Genomic DNA, 21,217 nt, shown 5'->3' with positions numbered 1-21,217 from the left:
AGGGGAGGGTGTGCCCGGTGCGGCCGCGTAGGTACGGTTCCGGGGCGGAGTTGACCGTGTGGATTCTGGGAACGGGGCGGGAATGCAGTCATACGGGGACGAAACGCGGCCATTGTCCGCGCTCTCGCTGCCCTCGCGGATCGTCATAGGGGTGGCGGCCTGTGCCGTCGCGGTCATCGTCGCGATCCACATCGCCATGATGTTCCTGCACGTCGCGCCGTCGAACACGCTCAGCAAACAGCAGGGCGCCCTGATCAGCGACTATGTCTACCCCGAGTACGAGCAGAACTGGAAGCTGTTCGCACCCAACCCGCTCCAGCAGAACATCGCGGTCCAGGTCCGTGCCCAGCTGCGCACCGAGGACGGCGCCTCGCGGACCACCGGCTGGACCGATCTGACCGCCCGCGACGGCCAGGGCATCCTCCACAACCCGCTGCCCAGTCACACCCAGCAGAACCAGCTGCGCCGCGGCTGGGAGCTCTTCCTCAACACCCACAACGCGCAGAACCGCCCCGTCGGCCTGCGCGGCGAGCTGTCCGAACGCTACATCCGGCGGATCGTGCTGCTCCGGATGGACGGCGAGTGGACGAAGGGCGGCAGCAGGGTCGAACAGGTCCAGGTCCGCTCGCAGACGACGCCGGTCTGCCCGCCGCCGTGGAGCTCCGAGAAGATCAGCGAAAAGCCCGTGTACCGCGTGCTGCCCTGGTGGCAGGTCACCGCAGACGACCTGCCCGAGGGGGCGAACAACCAGTGACGTCACCCACGCCCCACCAGCCTCAGCCGACGCCGGGCGCTCAGCAGGCCCCGCACACCACGGACCCGGCCGGCCACACCACGGACCCGGCCGATGTGCCGCGGCAGGCGCAGGCACTACAGACTTCCCCGGAGCCCGCCCCCTACCAGGAGACCCGCATCGAGCGCGCCATCGGACGCGGCTTCGGACGGGTCACCAGCAGGGCGCTCGCCCCGTACCAGACGGCCGTGATCCGGATCGGCTTCTCGGCGACGTGGCTGCTCTTCCTGCTGCGCGAGTGGCCGCACCGCGCGGTGCTCTACGGGCCCGACAGCCCCTGGAACCTGGACATGGCGCGCCGCCTCCTGGACGGCAACCACGCCTTCTCCGTGCTCCCCTGGTCGGACAGCCGCGGCTGGTTCGAGTGCGTCTACCTGGTGGCCGTCGTGGCCAGCGCGCTGCTGATGCTCGGCTGGCGCACCCGCACCATGTCGGTGCTCTTCATGGTGGGCGTGCTCTCGCTGCAGAACCGCAGCATCTTCATAGGCGACGGCGGCGACAACGTCATCCACCTGATGTCGATGTATCTGGTGCTGACCCGGTGCGGGCAGGTCTGGTCGCTGGACGCGCGCCGGGCGAGGCGTGCGAAGGCCGCCGCCTCCGGTGAGGGCGGCCCCGCCGTCTCCCGCGACCTGCCCGGCGTCGTCCTGTGGGCCGTGCTCGGCCTCACCCTGGCCGTCGCCCAGCTGAGCGGCAGCTATGGTCTCGACTGGTCCGAGGGCGGCCCGTTCCCGCACCTCGGCTGGAGCGTGGTGCTGTGGGGCCTGTGGCTGGCGCACGGCCTGTGGTGGGCGGTGCAGCGCTACGCGCCCGGTGAGCCGCGCACCGTCCTGGACACCCTCGCCAAGCTCGCCCACAACGGCGCACTGCTGGTGATCGTGGTCGAGGTCTGCCTGATCTACGCCACCGCCGGCTGGTACAAGATCCAGGGCTCGCGCTGGCAGGACGGCACCGCGGTCTACTACCCGATGCACCTGGACTACTTCTCCCCCTGGCCGGCGCTGTCCGAGCTGCTGGGCAGCAACGGCGTGATGGTCATGCTGATCACCTACGGGACGGTGATGGTGCAGGTCGCCTTCCCGTTCACCCTTTTCAACCGCCGGCTGAAGAACGTGCTGCTGGTCGCGATGATCTGCGAGCACCTCTCGATCGCGTTCCTGCTGGGACTGCCGTTCTTCTCGCTCGCGATGGTCGCCGCTGACGCGGTCTTCCTGCCGACGAACTTCCTGACCTGGCTCTCCCGGCGCCTCTCCGACCTGCGCGAACGGCTCTTCCCGCGGGGCGGTGCGGCCCGGCGGGGCGACGGTGGCGGGGGCGGCGGGCCGGCGGCCCGTACGGGGCACGACGGCGATGGCCATACGCTCGTGGGGTGAGCAGCGAGAAAACCGCCCCCGCCGAGCCCCTCCAGTACGACGAGGGGTTCGGCACCCAGATCGGTGTGGGACCGCATCCGGAGCCCTGGCCCGAGGACGACCGCCTGGACCCCGAGCTGCTCGCGCACGGCGACCGCCGCAACGTCGTCGACCAGTACCGCTACTGGACGCGCGAGGCGATCGTCGCCGACCTCGACACCCGTCGCCATGACTTCCATGTGGCGGTCGAGAACTGGGGTCATGACTTCAACATCGGCTCGGTCGTGCGGACCGCGAACGCGTTCCTGGCCAAGGAGATCCACATCGTCGGGCAGCGCCGCTGGAACCGCCGCGGCGCGATGGTGACCGATCGCTACCAGCACGTCCGCCACCACCCGGACACCGCGGACCTCACCGCCTGGGCGGCGGCCGAGGAGTTGCCGATCATCGGGATCGACAATCTCCCCGGTTCCGTGCCGCTGGAGACCACCGCGCTGCCGCGGCGCTGTGTGCTGCTGTTCGGCCAGGAAGGGCCGGGGCTGACCGAGGAAGCGCGCCGGCATGCCTCACTGGTCTGCTCGATCGCGCAGTTCGGCTCCACCCGCTCGATCAACGCGGGGGCCGCAGCCGCCATCGCGATGCATGCCTGGATCGGCCGCCATGCGCGGATCGAGGGGCCGGACGGCCTCTGAGGGGGCTTGCGCCCCGCCGGCCGCCCGGCGCGGGGCCCGGAAAAACCTGCCGGGCCCCGGTGCCCTGGCCAATCACGCGGGCCGTCGCACCTCCACCGTCCGGAAGCGGCCGGCCACGAAGGCGCCGTCGCACAGCGCCGCATTGGCCGCCGGGTTGCCGCCCGAGCCGTGGAAGTCCGAGAACGCGGCGGTCTGGTTCACATAGACCCCGCCGGTCAGATTCAGCGACAGCTGGGCGCACTCCTCCAGGCAGGCCTCCTCCACCAGCTGCTCGACCTCGGCGGAGGTGGTGTACGCGCCGACCGTCATGGCGCCCTTCTCTCGGACCGTGCGCCGTAGCAGATCCACCGCGTCGGCCGAGGAGCCGACGGCCACCGCGAAGGACACCGGGCCGAAGCACTCCTCCAGGCAGGTCGCCTCGGAGTCCGGCGCGGCGCCGTCCAGCTTGACGATCACTGGCGTCCGGACCGTGGCGCCGGGGAACTCGGGGTTGGCGACCTCACGGGAGGCCAGGGCCACCTCGCCGAGCCCGGCGGCCGCGTCGATCCGCTCCTTGACCTGCGGGTTGACGATGGCGCCCAGCAGGGCGTTGGCCCGTGCGTCGTCGCCCAGCAGGCCGCTCACCGCGCCCGCCAGATCGCTGACCACCTCGTCGTACGACTTCGGACCGGCGTCCGTGGTGATGCCGTCGCGCGGGATCAGCAGATTCTGCGGGGTGGTGCACATCTGGCCGCTGTAGAGCGACAGCGAGAAGGCGAGGTTGCCGAGCATGCCCTTGTAGTCATCGGTGGAGTCGATGATGACGGTGTTGACGCCGGCCTTCTCCGTGAAGACCTGCGCCTGCCGGGCGTGCGTCTCCAGCCAGTCGCCGAAGGCGGTCGAGCCGGTGTAGTCGATGACGCGGACCTCGGGGCGGACGGCCAGCGTCTTGGCCAGGCCCTCGTCCGGCCTGTCCACGGCCAGGCACACCAGGTCCGCGGGGAAACCGGCCTCGGCGAGCACCTCGCGGGCCACCCTGACGGTCAGCGCCAGCGGCAGCACGGCGCGCGGGTGCGGCTTGACCAGCACCGGGTTGCCGGTCGCCAGAGAGGCGAACAGGCCCGGGTAGCCGTTCCACGTCGGGAAGGTGTTGCAGCCGATCATCAGGGCGACGCCGCGCGGCACGGCCGTGAAGCTCTTGCTCAGTTCGAGCGGGTCGCGCTTGCCCTGCGGCTTCGACCACGGCGCCTGCTCCGGCACGCGGACCTGCTCGGCGTACGCATACGCCACGGCCTCCAGGCCGCGGTCCTGGGCATGCGGGCCGCCCGCCTGGAACGCCATCATGAAGGCCTGGCCGCTGGTGTGCATCACGGCCTGCGCGAACTCATGGGTCCGGGCGCTGATGCGGGCCAGGATCTCCAGACACACCGCGGCACGCGCCTCGGGGCCGGCGTCCCGCCAGACGGGGAGCGCGGCGCGCATGGCCGGCAGCAGCACGTCCACGTCCGGGTGCGGGTAGGTGATCTCCAACTTCAGGCCGTATGGGGAGACTTCCTCGCCCGTCCAGTCGTCGGTGCCGGGCTGGTCGAGCTCGAACCGCTGCCCGCGCAGTGCCTCGAAGGCGGCCAGCCCGTCGGGCGCGGCGGTCTCGCCGTACGCCTTCGGGTGCTCGGGGTGCGGGGACCAGTAGGCGCGGGTGCGGATCGCCTCCAGCGCCTGGTCGAGCGTCGGGCGGTGCTTCTCGATCAACTGCGCTGCGGTCATTTCGGCGGCCATCGATGACCAACTCCTCGTCGAGCTGGGCGGAGAGCGGATAAGGGCTGGGAGCGGACAGGCAACAGAGTTAGAGTAACCGAACGATCGGTCGGGGCAAGAGGGCCCGGCCCGCCTGTGGAAAAGTCGGTCGGGGAGGATCAGCTGGCATGACGGCAATCGGAACCAGCAGCACCGTGGCAGTGGTGGGCACCGGCACCATGGGGCAGGGAATCGCGCAGGTGGCGCTGGTCGCGGGCCATCCGGTACGCCTCTACGACACCGCTTCCGGGCGCGCCGCGCAGGCCGCCGAGGAGATCGTGCGGCGGCTGGACCGCCTCGTCGAAAAAGGCCGGATCACGGCGGACGCGCGGGATGCCGCCCGCACGCGCCTCTCCCCCGCCGACTCCCTCGCGGAGCTGGCCGACGCCGCACTCGTCATCGAGGCGATCCTGGAGCAACTCCCCGCCAAGCAGGAGCTCTTCACCGCCCTGGAGGACATCGTGGCGGCGGACTGCCTGCTGGCCACCAACACCTCCTCGCTGTCCGTGACGGCGGTCGCCGGCCGGCTGCGCCACCCCGGCCGCTGCGTGGGCCTGCACTTCTTCAACCCCGCGCCGCTGCTGCCCCTGGTCGAGGTGATCAGCGGCTTCGCCACCGACGAGGCCGCCGCCGCCCTCGCGTACGACACCGCGGCGGCCTGGGGCAAGACGCCGGTGCGCTGCACGGACACCCCCGGTTTCGTCGTCAACCGCATCGCCCGCCCCTTCTACGCCGAGGCCCTGCGGGTCTACGAGGAGCGGGTCGCCGACCCGGCCACCATCGATGCGGTGCTGCGGGACGGCACCGGCTTCAGGATGGGGCCCTTCGAGCTGACCGACCTCATCGGGCAGGACGTCAACGAGGCGGTCACCCACTCCGTGTGGCAGGCCTTCTTCCAGGACCCGAAGTTCACCCCCTCCCTGGCGCAGCGCCGGCTGGTCGAGTCCGGGCTGCACGGCCGCAAGGCGGGACGGGGCTGGTTCGACTACTCCGAGGGGGCCGCCCGGCCCGAACCCCGGACCGCCGCGCCCTGCCCGGCCCCCGCGTCCGTAGGCCTGCACGCGAAGCTCCCCGGTCCCGCGGTGGTGCTGCGCGAGCTCATCGAGGAGGCGGGCATCAAGGTCACCCGGGACCGGACGCCGGGAGAGTCGGAAGGCTTCCTCCGGCTGCCCGGCGGGGCGTGTCTGGCGCTGACCAACGGCTATCCGGCGACGTCCAACGCCTACGGGAAGTACATCCGCTTCGACCTCTCCCTGGACTACCGCGCCGCCACCCGGATCGCCCTGGCGGCCTCGGCGGCGGTCTCCGAAGCCGACCTCGCCGAGGCGGTCGGGCTGTTCCAGGCGCTGGGCAAGCAGGTCAGCGTCATCGAGGACGTACCGGGGATGATCGCCGCCCGGACCATCGCGATGATCATCGACTTCGCCGTGGACGCCGCGGCCCGCGGGGTCGCCTCCCCCGAGGACATCGACACGGCCATGCGGCTGGGCGTGAACTATCCCGGCGGCCCCATGGAGTGGGCCGAGCAGCTCGGTGCCCAGTGGGTATGGGATCTGCTGGATTCGATGCACCACCAGAATCCCGGTGGACGCTACGTACCGTCCTGGGCGCTCCGGCGCCGTGCGGACCTCGAGGAACAGGTGCTCTAATCATGACCATGGCCAAGCGCGACACCTATACGCCCGATTCGCTGCTCGCGGTCGCCGTCGAGGTGTTCATCGAGCGCGGCTACGACGGCACGTCCATGGAGCACCTCTCCAAAGCGGCCGGCATCTCGAAGTCCTCGATCTACCACCATGTCCGCAGCAAGGACGAGCTGCTGCACCGCGCCATAAGCCGCGCCCTGGACGGGCTGTTCGCTGTGCTGGAGGAGCCGGGCGCCCTGGAGGGGCGGGCGATCGAGCGGCTGGAGCATGTCACCCGGCGCGTGGCCGAGGTGCTGATGGACGAACTCCCCTACGTGACGCTGCTGCTGCGGGTGCGCGGAAACACGGACACCGAGCGGTGGGCCATGGAGCGCCGCCGCGAGTTCGACCACAACGTCTCCGACCTGCTCAAGCAGGCCGCCGCCGACGGCGACCTCCGCGACGACGTGGACGTCCGGCTGGCCACCCGTCTGCTCTTCGGCATGATCAACTCGATTGTGGAGTGGTACCGGCCGGGGCGGGGCGGCGCGGTGAGCCGTGACGAGGTGGCCGAGGCCGTGGTGCGCACGGCGTTCGCGGGGCTGCGCAAGCCCTGACGCGGCCCGATGGGCCCTGATCGGCCCTGACCGATGGCGGTGCCGGTCCGCGCGCCGCCGCCCCCTTGTGCGGGCCCTGTGGCCGGGCGGGCCGCGGTCCGGTCCCGCGAGTGGTCCGCGCCCGGCAGGGACGGTCTCCGCGCCCCGGACGGGATCCGCCGACCGGCGCGGATCAGTCCTCCTCGGGCCCGAGATCGGTCTCCTCGAAGACCAGCAGGGTGCGGGTGCTGAGCACCTCCGGGATCGACTGGATCCGGGTGAGGACCAGCTCCCGCAGCTCGCGGTTGTCCTTGGTGTGGACCAGTAGCAGCACATCGAAGTCGCCGCTGACGAGCGCGATGTGGGTGGCGCCCGGCAGCGCCGTGAGCTGCTTGCGCACGGTCCGCCAGGAGTTCTGCACGATCTTCAGCGTGATGTACGCAGAGGCGCCCTGACCTGCGCGTTCCTGATCGATGAGGGCGCTGAAGCCGCGGATCACGCCGTCGTCGATCAGCCGGTTGATCCGCGCGTAGGCATTGGCGCGCGAGACATGGACGCGCTCGGCCACGGAGCGTATCGAGGCCCGGCCGTCGGTCTGCAGCATGCGCAGGATCGAACGGTCGATGGTGTCCAGCGGGCGTGCGGCCGGCGATGGCGGGGCGGGGGCGGGCGCCGCGGGCGGCTGCCCGCCGGAATTGGCCATCTGTTCGTCCGGCATATGGTCCCGCCTCCCCTTTGTGGACGCCCTGTCTTCATCTCAAGCTGTGCAGAACCGTTTGTCCACAGGCTGAGCCCGCCTGTAGCCAAAATGCATCGGCGACCGAACAATCGGTAGGGCAGGGCGTACCCGCCCTGGCCGATTCCATCCTGCCCATCCGCCGTCCGCCCACCACCCACATGAGGCGCATCGCGCCACCCCTTCGATCCGAGGAGGTGCTCGACATGACGGTCCTTGAGCAGCCGGGCAGCAGCAGGAGCAAGAGCAGCCTGGCCGGCCCGCCGCCTTCCTGGCGGCCGCGCGTCGATCCCGCGCCTCTCCTGCCCGACGAGGAGCCGTACCGCCTCCTGGGCACGGACGCCGCGGCCCGGCTCGACTCCGGACTGCTGACCCGGCTGTACGCCCAGCTGGTGCGTGGCCGCCGGTACAACGCGCAGGCCACCGCCCTGACCCGGCAGGGACGCCTGGCGGTCTACCCGTCCTCCACCGGCCAGGAGGCCTGCGAGGTCGCCGCGGCGCTGGCCCTGGAGGAGCGGGACTGGCTCTTCCCCAGCTATCGCGACACCCTCGCCGCCGTGGCCCGCGGCCTGGACCCCGTAGAGGCGCTGACCCTGCTGCGCGGTGATTGGCACAACGGCTACGACCCGCACGAACACCGCATCGCCCCCCTGTGCACCCCGCTCGCCACCCAGCTCCCGCACGCGGTGGGCCTGGCGCACGCCGCCCGCCTCAAGGGCGACGAGGTGGTGGCGCTGGCCATGGTGGGCGACGGCGGCACCAGCGAGGGCGACTTCCACGAGGCGCTGAATTTCGCGGCGGTCTGGCAGGCGCCGGTGGTCTTCCTCGTCCAGAACAACGGCTTCGCGATCTCCGTGCCGCTGGCCAAGCAGACCGCCGCGCCGTCCCTGGCCCACAAGGCGGTCGGATACGGCATGCCGGGGCGCCTGGTCGACGGCAACGACGCGCCCGCCATGCACGAGGTGCTGACCGAGGCCGTGCAGCGGGCCCGCAGGGGCGGCGGCCCCACCCTCGTCGAGGCGGTCACCTATCGCATCGAGGCACACACCAACGCCGACGACGCCACCCGCTACCGCAGCGATGCCGAGGTCGAGACCTGGCGGGCCCACGACCCGATAGCCCTTCTGGAGCATGAGCTGGCCGCCCGAGACCTGCTCACCGACGCATTCGTCTCCGACACCCGCGACGGCGCCGAGCAGATGGCGGCCGACCTCCGGGAGCGGATGAACGCCGACCCGGAGCTGGACCCGATGGACCTGTTCACCCACGTCTTCGCCGAGCAGACCAGTCAACTGCGCGCCCAGGCGGCGCAGTTGCGCGCCGAGCTGGACGCCGAGGCCGACGGACACACCGACGACCCAGCGGGCGCCGAGGGCTCCGCCGAGGAGGCCAGGCCATGACCACCACCGCCGCTCCGGCGACCGCGCGCAAGCCCGCCACCATGGCGCAGGCGCTGACCCGCGCGCTGCGCGACGCCATGGCCGACGACCCGTCCGTGCACATCATGGGCGAGGACGTCGGCACCCTCGGCGGTGTCTTCCGGGTCACCGACGGCCTCGCCAAGGAGTTCGGCGAGGACCGCTGCACCGACACCGCGCTCGCCGAGGCAGGCATCCTGGGCACGGCCGTCGGCATGGCGATGTACGGGCTGCGGCCGGTCGTCGAGATGCAGTTCGACGCCTTCGCCTACCCCGCGTTCGAGCAGCTGATCAGCCATGTCGCCCGGATGCGCAACCGCACCCGCGGCGCGCTGACGATGCCGTTGACCATCCGCATCCCGTACGGCGGCGGCATCGGCGGCGTGGAGCACCACAGCGACTCCTCCGAGGCGTACTACCTCGCCACCCCCGGGCTCCAGGTCGTCACCCCGGCGACCGTCGAGGACGCCTACGGGCTGCTGCGTGCCGCCATCGCCTCCGACGATCCGGTCGTCTTCCTGGAGCCCAAGCGCCTGTACTGGTCCAAGGCCGACTGGTCGCCCGACGCGCCGACCGAGGTGGCGCCCCTGGGCCGTGCCGCGGTCCGGCGCCGCGGCAGCAGCGCCACGCTGATCACGTACGGGCCGTCGCTGCCGGTCTGCATGGAGGCCGCCGAGGCCGCCGCTGCCGAGGGCTGGGACCTGGAAGTGGTCGATCTGCGCTCGCTGATGCCGTTCGACGAGGACACGGTCTGCGCGTCGGTGCGGCGCACCGGACGGGCCGTGGTCGTCCATGAGTCCAACGGGTTCGGCGGTCCCGGAGGGGAGATCGCCGCACGGATCACCGAGCGCTGCTTCCACCACCTGGAGGCGCCGGTCCTGCGCGTCGCCGGGTTCGACATCCCGTATCCGCCCCCCATGCTGGAGCGGCACCATCTGCCCGGCGTGGACCGGATCCTGGACACCGTCGCCCGCCTCCAGTGGGAGTCGGACTGGACCGAGGGACGTGGTGCGTGATGGCCGTGGTCCGCGAATTCACCCTGCCCGACCTGGGCGAAGGCCTCACCGAGGCGACGATCGTGCACTGGATGGTCGAGGTCGGCGAGGTGGTGGCCGTCGACCAGCCGGTGGTGGAGGTCGAGACCGCCAAGGCGATGGTGGAGGTGCCGTGCCCTTACGGGGGCGTGGTGACCGCCCGCTTCGGCGCGGAGGGGGAAGAGGTGCCCGTGGGGGCGCCGCTGGTGACGGTCGCGGTGGGGGCCGTGCCCGATGACCTGGCGGGAGCGGGCCCGGGCTCCGGGGCAGGAGCGGCAGCGGGCGCACCCGGCGCGGAGGCGCCGGCCTCCGCGGGTGCCTCCGCGCCGGCGGCGAACGGCTCGGCGGACGCCGGGTCCGGGAACGTCCTCGTCGGGTACGGCACGAGCACGGCGGCGGCACGGCGGCGCCGGATCCGTCCGGGGAGCGGGACGGCCCCCGGGGCGGCGGCGCCGCGGATGCCCGGAGGAGCGGCGGACGGCCCGGCCGGAGCCGGGACGGCAGAGGGCGCGCCTGGCGGACCGGGGGCGGCCGATGCCGGGACGGCGGCTGTGGGGGCGGTCGGCGCCGAAGCGGCTGTGGCGGGCGGGTCGGCCGGGGCCGGTGCGGCGGATGCCGGCGGTCGTACGGTGGCCGTCATCTCCCCGCTGGTGCGCCGGATGGCGCGGGAACACGGGCTGGATCTACGGGAGTTGACGGGTTCCGGGCGGGACGGGCTGATTCTCCGCACGGACGTCGAGTGTGCGATCCGGGCACGTCAGGAGCGGGATTCCGCGGGCGTCGCCGGGCCGGTGACCTCGGCGGGTGCCCATGGGATGAGCGGTGCCACCGGGATCGTCGGTGCCGGGATGACGGACGCGGCGGGGGCCGCGAGAGCTGCCGGAGACATACGGCCCCTCGGAGCCGCGGGAGCCGGTACTGCGGCGGTCGAGGAGCGGATCCCGCTGCGGGGGATGCTCGGTGCGGCCGCCGAGAAGTTCAGCCGCAGCCGCCGGGAGATCCCGGAGGCGACCTGCTGGGTGGACGCCGACGCCACCGAACTCCTCGCCGCCCGTAGGGCGATGAACGTCCCGGGCGCCCCCAAGGTGTCGCTGCTCGCCCTGCTGGCGCGGATCACCACGGCGGCGCTCGCACGGTTCCCCGAGCTCAACGCCACCGTCGACACCAAGAGCCAGGAGATCGTCCGGCTGCCCGCCGTCCATCTGGGCTTCGCGGCGCAGACCGACCGCGGGCTGGTCGTGCCGGTCGTACGGGACGCCCATGCCCGTACGGTCGAGGGGCTGTCCGCCGAGATCACCCGGCTCACCGAGACCGCCAGGGCCGGCGGGCTCTCCCTGGCCGAGCTGACCCATGGCACCTTCACCCTCAACAACTACGGAGTCTTCGGCGTCGACGGCTCCACGCCGATCATCAACCACCCCGAGGCGGCGATGCTCGGCGTCGGCCGGATAGCCGCCAAACCCTGGGTGCACAACGGGGAGTTGGCCGTCCGGCAGGTCGTCCAGCTCTCGCTCACCTTCGACCACCGGGTGTGCGACGGCGGCACCGCCGGAGGCTTCCTGCGCCATGTGGCCGACTGTGTGGAACAGCCCGCGCTGTTGCTGCGGAGGATGTGACGGCGGTGCGGCGGGCAGGGGCGAGGACGTGAGGGCGCCGGCCTCCGGGAGGCGGGGGCAGCCGTAGCGGGTGCGGCGACCCACCGCGGGTTGCCCCACCCGGTGGCCGAGGCGTTCGCCGTAGTCGCGTCGTACCAGTCGAACCAGCGGGAGGCCTTGGCCAGGAAGCCGTGCAGCAGGTGGTCGTCCGTTGCCGCCCTGCCGTTGCCGCCCCACCCGTTGCCGCCCCACCCGTTGCCGTCGCGTCCGCTGTGGCGGAGCCGACAGCGGAGGCGGCTGCGGACCGGTGTGATCCGCTCGCCCCCGGCGATACTCAAGGGGTGGACGCCCTCACCGACTACGACACCATCGTGCTGGCCGGAGGCGCGGCCCGGCGGCTCGGCGGGGCGGACAAGCCCGCGCTGTCCGTCGGCGGTCGCCCCCTGTTGGACCGCGTGCTCGCGGCCTGCCCCGGTGCAGCGATCACCGTCGTCGTCGGCCCGCACCGCCCGACCGCCCGCACCGTCGTCCGCGCCCTGGAGGACCCGCCCGGCGGCGGTCCGCTCGCCGCACTGGACGCCGGCCTGCGGCACACCACCGCCCCGACGGTGCTCGTCCTCTCCGCCGATCTCCCGTTCCTGACCGCCGCGACCGTGCACACCCTGTTGGCGGCGGCGACGGGAACGTCCGGTGCCGCGGAATCGGGCGACGGTGCGCATGACGGTGCCGCGTCACGTGAGGATGCCGTGCTCCCCGGCCCCGACGCGGCTCGCGACGGGGCGATGCTGCGGGACGCCTCGGGGCGGGACCAGCCGCTGGTGGCCGCCTACCGGACCGAGCCGCTCCGCCGTGGGCTGGCGCGGGTACGGGCCGAACACGGCACCCTGGCCGGTCTGCCGCTGCGCGCCCTGGTGAACGGGCTGCTGCTCGAACGGGTCCCGGACCCCACGGCCGCGGCGTCCTTCGACTGCGACACCTGGGAGGACATCAGCGCGGCACGCGCCCGTATCAGGGAGCATGGAAACGTGTTGGATGAATGGATCACCGCAGTCAAGGCCGAACTGGACATCGATCTCGATGTCGACACGGCGGCGCTTCTCGATCTCGCGCGGGACGCGGCGCACGGCGTGGCCCGCCCGGCCGCACCGCTGACGACCTTCCTGATCGGTTACGCGGCGGGTCAGCAGGGCCGGGACGTGCAGGAGCTGACCGAGCGGGCCACCGCGCTGGCCAACCGCTGGGCGGCGGAGGCCGAGCAGTCCGCCGGTCCGGCCGGGGCGGGCGGCGGCACGGGTGCCGAAACGAAGCCCGCCGAATGACGGTCGGGGAGTTCGACGGCGACTTCGTCGGCGATGTCGGTGCGGAGCCCGGCGGCCTGGCGGGCCGGACCAGGGGCGAGGCAACAGGGGACGCGAGGCCTGACGACCCGTTCGAGGAGGCGCTCGCGCTGGCCAACGCCTCCACGCGGGCGCGCGTACGGCCCGAAGCCAGGGCCGGAGCCGGGGCCGGAGCCGGGCCCACGACCGTCAGGGTGCCGCCTGCCGACCGCCAGGCTGCGGCAGCCCGCTCCTCCGCCGACGGAGGCGGCCGCGACGCTCCCTACACGCCGGACGATCCCTTCTCCCTCGACGACCCCACCGCTTTCGGGAACAGCTCTTCCAACGCCTCCGGTTCCCCAAGTTCCTCCGGTTCCCCAGACTCCTCCCGCCCTTCCGAGCCCTCCGGCTCACCCGAGCCGTCCGGCCCCCACGGCCTCTCGGCACCCACCGGCCCCGACCCCGGCCACGCCCACCGCCCCGAGGCCGGTCCGGGCGCCCTCCCCTGGCACTCCGCCCGGGAGATCGCCGAGCGCGCCGTATCCGGTCCGCCCGAGCCAGGGACCTCGGTGCTCGGCGACGCGCTCGGCCGTACGCTCGCGGCGCCGCTCGTCGCGCTCACCGACCTGCCGTCGTTCGACACCTCCGCGATGGACGGCTGGGCGGTCTCCGGCCCCGGCCCCTGGCGCCTCGACCACCCCGCCGGCACGGCCGCATCCGGCGCCCCTCCCGGCATCCTCGCCGGTCACACCCCCGCCGAGACGCTCCGCGACGGCCATGCGATCCCGATCGCCACGGGTGCGCGGGTGCCGTCCGGCGCCACCGCCGTGCTCCGCAGCGAGCACGGCGAGGTCCGTGAGCTGAGCGACGGCGAGCGGCGGCTGTACGCACCGCGGCCCGCGCCGCCCGGCCAGGACATCCGCCCGCGGGGCCAGGAGTGCCGGCGCGGCGACCAGCTGCTGCCCGTCGGCGCCTTGGTGACGCCCGCCGTACTCGGTCTGGCGGCCGCGGCCGGTTACGACGAGCTGACCGCGTACCCCAGGCCGCGCGCCGAAGTCCTCGTACTGGGCGATGAGTTGCTGGACCAGGGCCCGCCCAGGGAGGGGCGTATCCGGGACGCGCTCGGCCCGATGCTCGCTCCGTGGCTGCATGCGCTGGGCATCGAAGCGGCCGCGCCGCGCCATCTCGCCGACGACGCCGACACGCTGTACGCCGCCGTCGACCGGTCCACCGCCGACGTGGTGATCACCACCGGCGGCACCGCGTCGGGCCCCGTCGACCATGTGCACCCCACCCTGCGCAGGCTGGGGGCAGAGGTGCTGGTCGACGGCGTCGCGGTGCGCCCCGGGCACCCCATGCTGCTCGCCCGCCTGGCCCCGCACCGGCACCTCGTCGGCCTGCCCGGCAACCCGCTCGCCGCCGTCTCCGGCCTGGTCACGCTCGCCGAACCGCTGCTCCGTACGCTCGCCGCCCGACGGCCCGCCGCGCCGTTCCATGCCCCGCTGGCCGCCCCCGTCCACGGGCATCCGCAGGACACCCGGCTCGTTCCGGTGGCCTACCGCGAGGACGATCGGCACGGCCTGATGGCGATGCCGCTGCACTTCCACGGCCCCGCCATGCTGCGCGGCATCGCCTCCGCCGATGCGCTGGCCGTCGTCCCGCCCGGTGGCGCGGAGCGCGGCACCGAGATCGAACTCCTGGAACTTCCCTGGGCGGCCGGCCTGTCGGCAGGCTGGTCCCCGGGCTCGTCGACGGGCTGGACCGCCCCCGGGGGCGCGTAGGACCGGGGGTCCGGCCGCTGCTTGGCCCGCCGCCGGCCCTTCGCCGTCGCCTCGCCCGCCGTCGCCTCGCCCGCAGGCGGATGCTCGGCGTCCGCAGGGCCCCTGTCCCCGTCGCGGCCTCGGCCGCGACGGCGTCAGGCGCTCGGCACCGCCTGGCTGATGGTGATGACGCGGTCGGTGAGTTCGAGCGTCGCGGCCTGCGGGTCGCCGAAATTCAGCACCCGGTGTCCCCGTACGACGGCCACCACCAGGTCGTCGAGCTCACGGGGGGAGCGGCCCGCCTCGCTCTTCGTCACCGGCCGTTCGTCCAGATCCAGCCCGCTGCCGTAGGTCAGCAGATCCTCCAGCACCGTGCCGACGTACGGGCTGGCCATGGACATACCGAGCAGCCGGCCCGCGGCGCTGGAACTCGTGATGACCAGGTCGGCGCCGCTCTGCTTGAGCAGCGGTACGTTCTCGTCCTCCCGGACCGCCACCACGAGGGAGGCGTGCTTGTTGAGCTGCCGTGCCGTCAGCGTGACCAGGGCCGCGGTGTCGTCGCGCTGGGTGGCCACGACGACGCGCGCGGCACGCTGCAACTCGGCCCTGGTCAGGGTGTCGGAACGGGTCGCGTCACCGTGCACGCCCACGAAGCCGTCACTGCTCGCGGCGTCCACGGCGGCCTTCTGCGGATCGACGACGACGATCTTCTCCTTCGGCACGCCCTGACCGATCAGGGTCTCGATGCTGTGCCGGCCCTTCGTCCCGTACCCGATGACGACGGTGTGATCTCGCATGCGGGACCTCCAACGGTGGATGCGCACCTGGTACCGGGTGCGCGCGGTGAGGACTTCGAGCGTGGTGCCGACCAGGATGATCAGGAACAGTACGCGGAGCGGCGTGATGACCAGGATGTTCGTCAGCCGTGCGCTGTCGCTGACCGGGGTGATGTCGCCGTAGCCGGTGGTCGAGAGGGTGACCGTCGCGTAGTAGGCCGCGCCGAGGAGATCGACGGTGCGGTGGGCGTTGTCGCGGTATCCGTCGCGGTCGACCCAGACGATCAACGTCGTGAGGGCCAGGACGCCGAGCGCCATCATCAGCCGTCGCAGGACCTGTTGGAGGGGCGGCGCCATGTCCTGGGCGGGCATGACGATGGAGCGGCCGGCCTCGGTGTCGTCCTTGGCCTCGGTCCGGGTGCGGGACCAAAGAGAGCGGAGGGTGACGAATCGGCCGGTCCTGCGGCGCGGTTGCTGCTCGTCGCTCATCCGGTCGGCGCTCCCGGAACGGCCGGAGCGGCGGGGGTCGGTGAAGGAGTCATGCCTCCCATGCTCCGGGATCGCGGCACCCGGGCGGGCGTGGCCGCGGCGGGAGTCGGCGGCCGGTGGCAGGACTCCGCTGCATCGGCGAAGGGGCGGACCGTCTTCTTGATCATGGGGCGTTGATATCGGCGCCGGCGGGGCGGCCGTGGGCCGATGCCGGGGTGCTCACCCGGTGGAGTGGCAAGTCGTACCGGGGAGCCGGGCACGGGCCCTGCCTGGGCGCCGTTGCCGCGGTCCGGGCGCCGCGCCCCGGCCGGCCCCCGCACCGCCGCACCGAGGCCTGCCCGGGCACCTCGCCGAGGCGCCGCCCGCCGGCCGCACCGGGGCCGTCCGGGCACCGGCCCCGAGGCATAACCGCACTTCATCCGGGGGCCGGTGGCCGACCGGGCGGTGGCCGAGGGACCCCGCACCGTCGCTCCGGGCGCGGACGACGAGTAGCCTCGCGCCCATGCGAGCGATCACTATCCCGGAGCCCGGTGGACCCGAAGCACTTGTCTGGGCGGATGTGCCCGATCCGCAGCCCGCCGAGGGCGAGGTCCTGATCGAGGTCGTGGCCAGTGCCGTGAACCGCGCCGACCTGCTCCAGCGCCAGGGCTTCTACGACCCGCCGCCCGGGTCCTCCCTCTACCCGGGGCTGGAGTGCGCGGGGCGGATCGCCGAGGTCGGTCCCGGCGTGCACGGCTGGGCCGTCGGTGACGAGGTGTGCGCGCTGCTGGCGGGCGGCGGCTATGCGGAGAAGGTCGCCGTCCCGGCGGGGCAGGTCCTGCCGGTGCCCAGCGGTCTGGATCTGGTCTCGGCCGCCGCGCTGCCCGAGGTGACCTGCACGGTCTGGTCGAACGTCTTCATGATCGCGCATCTGCGGCCCGGTGAGACGGTACTGGTCCACGGCGGTGCCAGCGGCATCGGCACCATGGCCATCCAGCTCGCCAAGGCGGTCGGTGCGCGGGTCGCGGTCACCGCGGGCGGCCCCGACAAGCTGGCCCGCTGTGCCGAGCTGGGCGCGGACATTCTCATCGACTACCGCGAGCAGGACTTCGTCCAGGAGATCCGCAAGGCCACCGACGGCAAGGGCGCGGACGTCATCCTCGACATCATCGGCGCGAAGTACCTGCAGCGGAACATCAAGGCGCTGGCGGTCAGCGGGCGGCTGGCCATCATCGGGCTGCAGGGCGGGGTGAAGGCGGAGGTGAACCTCGCCGCGCTGATGGCGAAGCGCGCCGCGATCACCGGTGCCGGGCTGCGCGCCCGCCCGCTGAACGAGAAGGCGGCCATCGTCTCCGCCGTACGGGAGCACGTCTGGCCGCTGATCGGCAACGGCCAGGTGCGGCCGATCGTGGACCGTACGCTCCCGATGTCCGAGGCCGCCGAGGCGCACCGTGTCGTGGACGACAGTGCGCACGTCGGCAAGGTCGTGCTGACGGTCTGAACAGGCCCGCCAGGCCGCTCCCGTAGCCCGTGCCGTCCGCGGCCGCCCTCCCGCGTTGCGTCAGGTAACCCGCCTGATATGTCCGAGATGCCATGAATCTCATCGCATGTGACGCTGGGGTGGTCACTCGACGGCTCGGCACGGGAGGGGCACTGTGGTCGCTCCAGGTTTCCGTTCGCGCATTGCCACCGGTCTGTTGGTGGCCGCCGTCGTCCTGCCCGTGCCGATAGGGGCGACCTCAGCGGCGGCGGCGGACCGGCGGGCACCTTCCGACCGTCCCCCGCATTTCGTCCACCCGGGCGATCAGCCCGAGGACGACTTTGTGCAGGAGGAAGCCGGGGCCGAGGACTACGCGTTCGACGGTGACGGGACCGACGACTTCGCAGGCGACCGTCGTCCGGTCGACGTCCGGGGCGGCGACGGGCGCCGGAGGCACCACGGCCGCCACGGCCACCCGGGCGCCCCGGCGCGCTTCCCCGAGCTGCCGCCTCGCTTCGCCGGTATGCCGGAGGCCTTCCCGGACTTCCCGCACCGGCCCTCGCGCCACTTCGGTGGCCCTCGCGTGCACGGGCGGTGGCACCAGCGCCCGCATCACCCGTTCGGCCCTGCCTTCATCGGGCCGGCCGGTCCGCCCTACCCCCTCCCGGGGTCGGACTACGGCAGCGTGGATTTCCCGCGGCGCGGCCATCACGGGCCGTCCGCAGGGGCGAGCTCTCCCGACGCCGACCGTGCGTACCAGCGTCCCGGCCGCCGCACCCCGGCGCCGAAGCACCACAGGCCCTCGGCGCCCGCAACACCCGCGACAGGGGAGAGCCCGGCGCGGTCGTCCTCCTCGGGTCGCTTCGACGTCGCGGACCGGCTCACTCAGCACCCCTACGAGGCGCTGCCGCCGCTCCCGACCCCTGCCGCGCCGGACAAGGGCACGCGCTCCGGGCCGGACAGCACGGATGGCGACGCGGCCGCTACGGCCAGTCCCTACGCCCTGGAATCCCCGGGCGCACCGGTCGAGCGGGTCCTTCCGTTGGGCGCCGGTCTCGCGCTCACCGGCCTGGGGCTGGCCTTCTTCGCCCTTCGGCTGCGCCGGAGCTGAGGTCGCTGGTTTCACGTGAAACGGTGGGAATCCGTCGTTTCACGTGAAACGACGGCAGCCGGTCCGCCCAGAAGGGTGGATCACCTTCTCTCAGGGGCACCACCTTTCATAACCCCTCGTACGAGAGAATGGCGGCATGGATATGCCGATGAATGAACGGTCGCAGGAGAATCCGCACGTCCTGGTGGTCGGCCCGGACGGCATGGCGCTCGGCGGTACCGGCTCCGGTGGCGGGGACGACGGCGACGAGTCCCGTGAGACACCCGTGACGGACATGGTCGAACAGCCTGCGAAGGTCATGCGCATCGGCAGCATGATCAAGCAGTTGCTGGAAGAGGTGAAGTCCGCTCCTCTGGACGAGGCGAGCCGGGTCCGGCTGAAGGAGATCCACTCCAGCTCGGTCAAGGAGCTGGAGGACGGCTTGGCGCCCGAGCTGGTCGAGGAGCTGGAGCGGCTGTCGCTGCCGTTCACCGAGGAATCGGTGCCGACGGATGCCGAGCTGCGGATCGCCCAGGCGCAGCTGGTGGGCTGGCTGGAGGGCCTCTTCCACGGTATCCAGACCGCACTCTTCGCCCAGCAGATGGCCGCCCGCGCGCAGCTGGAGTCGATGCGGCGTGCACTGCCGCCCGGCGCCATGCCGATGGAGGGCGAGGAGGGCAAGCCCGGCCAGGGCGGCGCCCGTTCGGGGCCGTACCTCTGACCCGGTCCCTTACCTCTCACCCGGGTCTTTTCTCCCGCTGTCCCAGGACCGTCACGGTCGAGCCGCCGCACCACCTACGGAACAGACAGACGCAGAAAGAAGGGGCCGGCACGCATTCCGCGTGCCGGCCCCTCCGCTGTTCACGGTGGCCCGGGTGGGCCCGCTGCCGTCAGCCGCTACGACCGGTCGAAATCGTCAGCTCGATGGTGGTGTCCTTGCTCGGGTACCACCAGCTGACGCCGGCCGGCGTCTGACTCGTGACGGTGTTCTTGCCCCAGATCGCGCTGTCCTCCTGGCCGACGATCTTGTACTTCCAGCCGGCGGCCGCGATGCACTTCTTCACCGACTCCAGGTTCTTGAAGCGGAAAGAAGGCATGAGGACCTTGCCCTTTTCGCTGAAGCTCTTGGTCGGGTTGGTGCACTCGGACGCCAGGATCGTCGCGGTCTTGTCCTCGGGCCGGACGCTCTCGGTGGGCGACGCCGACGTGGAGTCGGAGTACGCCGACGTCGGGCTGAGGTCACCGCCCTCGTCGTCGCTGGAGCCGGCGCTCAGGCCGATGCCGATCGCGATCGCGGTCACCACGATCACGCCGACTATCGCCGAGACGACGATCACGGCGGTGTTGCTCTTCCGCCGGGGACCGCCGGTCGACGCCATCGAGGCCGTCACGGGCGGCGGGGTGTACGCCGGCGGGGGCGGCTGGTAGCCACCCGAGTTGAAGGGCGCCGGCCCCGGCACAGGCCCGGGCACGGGCCCCGGCACAGGCCCGGGCACGGGCCCCGGAGCGGGCGTCGGGTAGGTGTTGTTCGGCGGCGGGGGCGTCGACGGGCCGAACCCGGCCGCCTGGGTCGGCTGGTACGGCTGCTGCACGTTCGGCGGCACCGGGGTCTGCAGGTTGCCGGAGGCGGTGGGGAACACCGCGGAGGAGACCGACGAGCCGCTGGTGCGCGCCCGCGGGCCTTCCCCGATGATCAGAGGCGTCGCACCGGACTGCCCGGATCCGACGATCCGCAGGCACTCGTCCCGCATCGCCTCGGAGGTGGGGAAGCGCTCGTTGGGGTTCTTCTTCAGCGCACGCGCCACCAGCGCGTCCACGGCCGGCGGCAGCGAGCTGTTGATGCTCGACGGGACCGGGGGCTCTTCCTGGACGTGGGCGTAGGCGATGGCGAGCGGGGAGTCCGCGTCGAACGGCAGCTGGCCGGTCAGCAGCTCGAAGAGCATGATGCCGACGGAGTAGAGGTCGGAGCGGGCGTCCACAGCGCGGCCGAGGGCCTGCTCGGGCGAGAGGTACTGCGGCGTGCCGACGACCATGCCGGTCTGGGTCATGGACGTCACGCCGGACTGCATGGCGCGGGCGATGCCGAAGTCCATGACCTTGACGACGCCCCGCTTGTTCAGCATGACGTTGCCGGGCTTGATGTCCCGGTGGACCAGGCCCATCTCATGGCTGACCTCGAGCGCGGCCAGCACATCGGCCGTGATCTTCAAGGCTTTTTCCGTCGGCATCGCGCCATGCCGGGCGATGTCGTTGTCCAGATCGGAGCGCAGCGGCTGGCCGGCGACGTACTCCATGACGATGTACGGCACCATGCCGCCGTCGAGCTCGTCCTCGCCGGTGTCGTAGACCGAGACGATGTTCGTGTGCGTGAGTTTCGCCACGGACTGGGCCTCGCGCCGGAAGCGCTCACGGAACGCCTGCTCGCGGCCGAGCTCGGTGTGCAGGGTCTTGATCGCGACCTCGCGATCCAGCACGCTGTCGTAGGCGAGGTGCACGGAGGCCATGCCGCCGGCGCCCAGAAGATCACGAAGCTGGTAACGTCCACCGCCGACCGAACGGCCCTCGAATTGGCCCTGAGCGCCGTCCTGGCTCATCGTTCCGCTTCCCCCTAGGCGCCATACTCGTATGTATAGCGATCAAAATCTGGAATTCCGCAGCCAAGTCTGCCCCAGGCCCCGGACACGTCAAGCTGTGTGCCCGTTCCGTGACCAGA

General features: G+C 72.4%; 17 protein-coding genes. 13 read left to right on the top strand and 4 right to left on the bottom strand.

The features are described from left to right. Positions 1-82 precede the first annotated feature (82 nt). From AB0411_RS08695 to AB0411_RS08685, 3 genes are read left to right on the top strand one after another with little or no spacing between them, the layout of a single operon-like run. Entirely contained in the window at positions 83-754 is a 672-nt protein-coding gene (locus tag AB0411_RS08695) for a DUF5819 family protein (RefSeq protein ID WP_366416551.1), read from the top strand. Continuing rightward, positions 751-2,166, top strand: coding sequence for an HTTM domain-containing protein (locus AB0411_RS08690; protein ID WP_366416550.1), 1,416 nt, complete (start codon positions 751-753; stop codon positions 2,164-2,166). Before AB0411_RS08695 ends, AB0411_RS08690 begins: the two co-directional genes overlap by 4 nt. Next, on the top strand, positions 2,163-2,837 hold the full coding sequence (locus tag AB0411_RS08685; RefSeq protein ID WP_366416549.1) for a TrmH family RNA methyltransferase: 675 nt from the start codon (positions 2,163-2,165) through the stop codon (positions 2,835-2,837). The genes AB0411_RS08690 and AB0411_RS08685 overlap by 4 nt, the downstream gene beginning before the upstream one ends. A gap of 72 nt (positions 2,838-2,909) precedes the next feature. Here the strand turns inward: AB0411_RS08685 and paaN are convergent, their stop codons facing one another. Then, positions 2,910-4,592, bottom strand: coding sequence for a phenylacetic acid degradation protein PaaN (paaN, locus tag AB0411_RS08680; protein ID WP_366416548.1), 1,683 nt, complete (start codon positions 4,590-4,592; stop codon positions 2,910-2,912). Between the two features lie 146 nt (positions 4,593-4,738). Here paaN and AB0411_RS08675 point away from each other — a divergent pair, with 146 nt between their 5' ends. Beyond that, positions 4,739-6,259: a 3-hydroxyacyl-CoA dehydrogenase gene (locus tag AB0411_RS08675; RefSeq protein ID WP_366416547.1), complete on the top strand. Its 1,521-nt coding sequence runs from the start codon at positions 4,739-4,741 to the stop codon at positions 6,257-6,259. A 2-nt stretch (positions 6,260-6,261) separates the two neighbouring features. After that, entirely contained in the window at positions 6,262-6,852 is a 591-nt protein-coding gene (locus AB0411_RS08670; protein ID WP_366416546.1) for a TetR/AcrR family transcriptional regulator, read from the top strand. Positions 6,853-7,024: 172 nt separating this feature from the next. Here AB0411_RS08670 and AB0411_RS08665 read toward each other — a convergent pair whose 3' ends face one another. Beyond that, entirely contained in the window at positions 7,025-7,549 is a 525-nt protein-coding gene (locus AB0411_RS08665; RefSeq protein ID WP_086719477.1) for an Lrp/AsnC family transcriptional regulator, read from the bottom strand. Positions 7,550-7,773: 224 nt separating this feature from the next. Here AB0411_RS08665 and pdhA point away from each other — a divergent pair, with 224 nt between their 5' ends. The 5 genes from pdhA (at position 7,774) to AB0411_RS08640 (ending at position 14,711) form a co-directional block, all read left to right on the top strand. After that, positions 7,774-8,967, top strand: coding sequence for a pyruvate dehydrogenase (acetyl-transferring) E1 component subunit alpha (pdhA, locus tag AB0411_RS08660; protein ID WP_366416545.1), 1,194 nt, complete (start codon positions 7,774-7,776; stop codon positions 8,965-8,967). Continuing rightward, a complete protein-coding gene (locus AB0411_RS08655) occupies positions 8,964-10,001 on the top strand; it encodes an alpha-ketoacid dehydrogenase subunit beta (RefSeq protein ID WP_366416544.1) in 1,038 nt (345 codons plus the stop codon). The genes pdhA and AB0411_RS08655 overlap by 4 nt, the downstream gene beginning before the upstream one ends. Continuing rightward, positions 10,001-11,635, top strand: coding sequence for a dihydrolipoamide acetyltransferase family protein (locus AB0411_RS08650; protein WP_366416543.1), 1,635 nt, complete (start codon positions 10,001-10,003; stop codon positions 11,633-11,635). The genes AB0411_RS08655 and AB0411_RS08650 overlap by 1 nt, the downstream gene beginning before the upstream one ends. A gap of 320 nt (positions 11,636-11,955) precedes the next feature. Next, the gene (locus AB0411_RS08645; RefSeq protein WP_366416542.1) at positions 11,956-12,933 is read left to right on the top strand and encodes a DUF6457 domain-containing protein; all 978 of its coding nucleotides are present in this window, start codon (positions 11,956-11,958) and stop codon (positions 12,931-12,933) included. Beyond that, positions 12,930-14,711, top strand: coding sequence for a molybdopterin molybdotransferase MoeA (locus AB0411_RS08640; protein WP_366416541.1), 1,782 nt, complete (start codon positions 12,930-12,932; stop codon positions 14,709-14,711). The genes AB0411_RS08645 and AB0411_RS08640 overlap by 4 nt, the downstream gene beginning before the upstream one ends. A 134-nt stretch (positions 14,712-14,845) precedes the next feature. On the opposite strand, the gene AB0411_RS08635 is transcribed toward AB0411_RS08640, so the two are convergent. Then, a complete protein-coding gene (locus AB0411_RS08635) occupies positions 14,846-15,955 on the bottom strand; it encodes a potassium channel family protein (RefSeq protein WP_366416540.1) in 1,110 nt (369 codons plus the stop codon). A 502-nt stretch (positions 15,956-16,457) separates the two neighbouring features. Here AB0411_RS08635 and AB0411_RS08630 point away from each other — a divergent pair. The 3 genes from AB0411_RS08630 to AB0411_RS08620 all read left to right on the top strand — a co-directional run bounded on the left by AB0411_RS08630 (position 16,458) and on the right by AB0411_RS08620 (position 19,225). Beyond that, positions 16,458-17,435 (top strand): NAD(P)H-quinone oxidoreductase, encoded by a 978-nt coding sequence (locus AB0411_RS08630; protein WP_366416539.1) that lies wholly within the window; start codon positions 16,458-16,460, stop codon positions 17,433-17,435. Between the two features lie 154 nt (positions 17,436-17,589). Next, positions 17,590-18,525 carry a hypothetical protein gene (locus AB0411_RS08625; RefSeq protein ID WP_366416538.1) on the top strand — a complete coding sequence of 312 codons (936 nt, stop codon included), beginning with the start codon at positions 17,590-17,592 and terminating at the stop codon, positions 18,523-18,525. Between the two features lie 136 nt (positions 18,526-18,661). Beyond that, positions 18,662-19,225, top strand: a complete 564-nt coding sequence (locus AB0411_RS08620) for a bacterial proteasome activator family protein (protein ID WP_366416537.1) — start codon at positions 18,662-18,664, stop codon at positions 19,223-19,225. Between the two features lie 169 nt (positions 19,226-19,394). On the opposite strand, the gene AB0411_RS08615 is transcribed toward AB0411_RS08620, so the two are convergent. Then, complete coding sequence (locus tag AB0411_RS08615; protein ID WP_366416536.1) at positions 19,395-21,098, bottom strand: protein kinase domain-containing protein; 1,704 nt, start codon at positions 21,096-21,098, stop codon at positions 19,395-19,397. Positions 21,099-21,217: the final 119 nt, after the last annotated feature.

This window comes from Streptomyces angustmyceticus (assembly GCF_040701845.1).
GTDB lineage: Bacteria > Actinomycetota > Actinomycetes > Streptomycetales > Streptomycetaceae > Streptomyces > Streptomyces angustmyceticus_A.
The sequence above is the reverse complement of the archived record's forward strand: the minus strand, read 5'-3'. Positions and strand labels throughout refer to the sequence as shown.

Coding starts and splice junctions, on each gene's coding strand:
- AB0411_RS08695 (WP_366416551.1), top strand. CDS start 83: ATGCAGTCATACGGGGACGAAACGCGGCCATTGTCCGCGCTCTCGCTG.
- paaN (WP_366416548.1), bottom strand. CDS start 4,592: ATGGCCGCCGAAATGACCGCAGCGCAGTTGATCGAGAAGCACCGCCCG.
- AB0411_RS08675 (WP_366416547.1), top strand. CDS start 4,739: ATGACGGCAATCGGAACCAGCAGCACCGTGGCAGTGGTGGGCACCGGC.
- AB0411_RS08670 (WP_366416546.1), top strand. CDS start 6,262: ATGACCATGGCCAAGCGCGACACCTATACGCCCGATTCGCTGCTCGCG.
- AB0411_RS08665 (WP_086719477.1), bottom strand. CDS start 7,549: ATGCCGGACGAACAGATGGCCAATTCCGGCGGGCAGCCGCCCGCGGCG.
- pdhA (WP_366416545.1), top strand. CDS start 7,774: ATGACGGTCCTTGAGCAGCCGGGCAGCAGCAGGAGCAAGAGCAGCCTG.
- AB0411_RS08655 (WP_366416544.1), top strand. CDS start 8,964: ATGACCACCACCGCCGCTCCGGCGACCGCGCGCAAGCCCGCCACCATG.
- AB0411_RS08650 (WP_366416543.1), top strand. CDS start 10,001: ATGGCCGTGGTCCGCGAATTCACCCTGCCCGACCTGGGCGAAGGCCTC.
- AB0411_RS08640 (WP_366416541.1), top strand. CDS start 12,930: ATGACGGTCGGGGAGTTCGACGGCGACTTCGTCGGCGATGTCGGTGCG.
- AB0411_RS08635 (WP_366416540.1), bottom strand. CDS start 15,955: ATGAGCGACGAGCAGCAACCGCGCCGCAGGACCGGCCGATTCGTCACC.
- AB0411_RS08630 (WP_366416539.1), top strand. CDS start 16,458: ATGCGAGCGATCACTATCCCGGAGCCCGGTGGACCCGAAGCACTTGTC.
- AB0411_RS08620 (WP_366416537.1), top strand. CDS start 18,662: ATGGATATGCCGATGAATGAACGGTCGCAGGAGAATCCGCACGTCCTG.
- AB0411_RS08615 (WP_366416536.1), bottom strand. CDS start 21,098: ATGAGCCAGGACGGCGCTCAGGGCCAATTCGAGGGCCGTTCGGTCGGC.